The organism is Streptomyces sp. NPDC006510 (assembly GCF_040611955.1).
In the GTDB taxonomy this organism is placed as follows: domain Bacteria; phylum Actinomycetota; class Actinomycetes; order Streptomycetales; family Streptomycetaceae; genus Streptomyces.
This window is the reverse complement of sequence record NZ_JBEXPH010000408.1, coordinates 1-2,358: the sequence shown is the minus strand read 5'-3', so window position 1 is coordinate 2,358 and position 2,358 is coordinate 1. Positions and strand designations below refer to the sequence as shown.

The following is a 2,358-nucleotide window of genomic DNA, read 5'->3' as shown; positions in this document are numbered from 1 at the left end:
TCCGCCTTCGTCCGCGCGGTCAAGGGAATCATCGACATCGTCACGTTCATCGTGACCCAGGGCGCCCAGATCGTGGACTTCGTCAACGCCGTCCTGGACGCGGTCATAGCCATAGCCAACGGCGGCGCCGCAGGCGTCCCCAAGCTGGTAGAAGCCGCCCTCGCCACCAGCATCCCGCTCCTGATCGGCTTCCTGGCTTCACTGTTGGGTATCGGCAGCCTCGCCAACAAAGTCAAATCCGTCTTCCACGCCGTATCCAAACCCGTCAACCGCGCCATCGACAAAATCATCGACTTCATCACCAAGAAGGGCAAAGCTCTCTGGAACAAGCTCAAGAAGAAGCACGTCGACGCGACGACGAAACCCTCATCACACGATGACAAGAACGCACCCGGCCGCCCGAAAAAGGGAGAGGGGCAGCAACGCAAGCCGGTCAAGGTCGACTTCACGATGCAGGGCGAATCCCATCGGCTGACGCTCACGCCCTCCCGCCGGCTGATGATGGCCTCGCTGAATCCCAAGGAAGTCCTTGACAAGGTCTACAAGACCATGGAGGTGGCCACCGACTCGGCGCAGATCGCTCTGCTTTCAGAGATCCAGGCGAAGGCGCTGAGCGTGATCAATGCCCGTGGTGATGCGGCGGCGAGAGGGATGAGGGAATTCGCCGATCTCTGTGAGGAGTACGGCGAGAGGTTCGACAGGAGCGACATCGAGCCTGAGCTGGAGGAGCAGGGGGTGGGTTCCCGTGAGCCGGTGAAGCGACCCAAGGCGAGGGACCGGGTGAGTTCGGAGAGGCTGCGCAAGCTGGCGGACAAACACAAGGGCAAGAACTGTGTCGCCATCCTCAAAGTCGACTCGCGGGAGTACGAGGGGTGGAGTTCCGGCCGGTCTGCCAGTGATCTCGACTCACGCGCGGTGAAGGACATACGTACTCATTCGCCCGGTCATGCCCTGGGGTGCGCCGAAGTTCACTGCATCAGCCAGGCGTACCGGGCGGAGTACCGGGAAAAGACCAACGAGTTGCCCGTCGAGAACACTGGCATAGAGATGGTACACGCCGACAGGTACGAGCAGGGGGACAGGGGCTGGTATGGGAAGGCGTATCCGGCCTGTCCGAGTTGTGACCCCATGCTGCAGGGTCTCAAGGTGACCACGACGAACTGATGATTGCCTATTCGTGCGTGCAGGAGGGCGAGAATGAAGGCCGAACTCAGGCTACTGATCGATGGGTTGAGCGGGTCGGATGAGGAAGGCGCTTGGAAGGCGCTGGAGGGGCTTGAGGTGGCGCTCACCCCGCAGGGTCTCGTCTTCGAGAAGGATTCGCCCGAATGTATTCCCTTGATGCTCGAACTGGCTCTGAAAGAAAGCACCGTGATTCAGGCCGATCTGATGCGGTACCTGGGAGAATCTTATCGATCCGCGGTGTGGACCTGGCGCAGAGTGCGGGATGAGGACGACGCCGAAAGAAGATATGTGTATGACGAGAAGGTCGCCTGGGAGGAGTCCGTTTCCGCCAGTTACGAGGATGCGCTGCCCCGGGTTTTGACACTGGCACGTCTGGCCGGAGACATCAGGCTCCGGGGGGCCTGTGCTCTTCTTCTGGGCGGGGCGGTCGACCAGGGAAAGGCCCTGGTTCCCGTACTTCAGGAGCTCTATGGCCAGGTGGGCGAGGAGCCGCTGAGGATCGATGTCATCGAAGCGGTGGCCAATCTAGGGATCGGGCCCCGCAGCGATGAGGCGATGAGGCCGTCCGTCGCGGAGTGGCTGAGGCTCGGGCTGGCCGATCCCGCTGCCGGCGTACGGCTCGGTACCGCACTCAGCCTGCTGGCCCGCGTGGGCGCCGAGGAGCACGACATGCTCCGGGAAGCTGTCGTGGACTCGGTGCACCGGGGCACATCGGCCCTGGAGAGCGCGATGTGGATGTTCGGGAGGCCCGTCGGATGGGCGCTCGAACGGAGACTTCGGCGATGAGCGGAACCCGGGAGCCGGTCCCTCGCACCCGGCGCATCCCGTACCCGGCGCACCCCTGCACCCCACGCCCCTCTCGGACCGCCGCCCCTGAGTCCGGCCGGTAGCCCTCCGGCCCCCGTCATCGGCCCTCAACTCCCGTACGTCCGGCGCCGAGCATGGCGGAGCTCCGTGTGGCTTCTGACGAAGTGGCGTCTGACGAAAGTGGGCTGGCGCATGTACTTCCACCAGGGCACTTTGACGAGCTGAGCGGTCGGTGGCCGCCGCCTGCAAGGCGGCGGCCACCGAGGCGGGCCGTTACTGACTTCGGCCCGTTGGGGTGAACCTTCTCGAAGTCCCTGACGCGTTCGCCGTAATGGCTGTATTCCGTGGTGTGTGAGGTATGCGGAT

1 protein-coding gene and 1 pseudogene are annotated in these 2,358 nt (G+C 63.5%); both read left to right on the top strand.

What is annotated here, in order from left to right; translation table 11 throughout:
• Positions 1–1,164: pseudogene (locus ABZY11_RS43970) on the top strand (hypothetical protein); the annotation flags it as partial.
• 33 nt (positions 1,165–1,197) lie between these two features.
• On the top strand, positions 1,198–1,971 hold the full coding sequence (locus tag ABZY11_RS43965) for a hypothetical protein (RefSeq protein WP_356484546.1): 774 nt from the start codon (positions 1,198–1,200) through the stop codon (positions 1,969–1,971).
• Positions 1,972–2,358: the final 387 nt, after the last annotated feature.

What these genes read in the sequence shown, in the direction of transcription:
- ABZY11_RS43965 (WP_356484546.1), top strand. Translation starts at nt 1,198, where the DNA reads ATGAAGGCCGAACTCAGGCTACTGATCGATGGGTTGAGCGGGTCGGAT.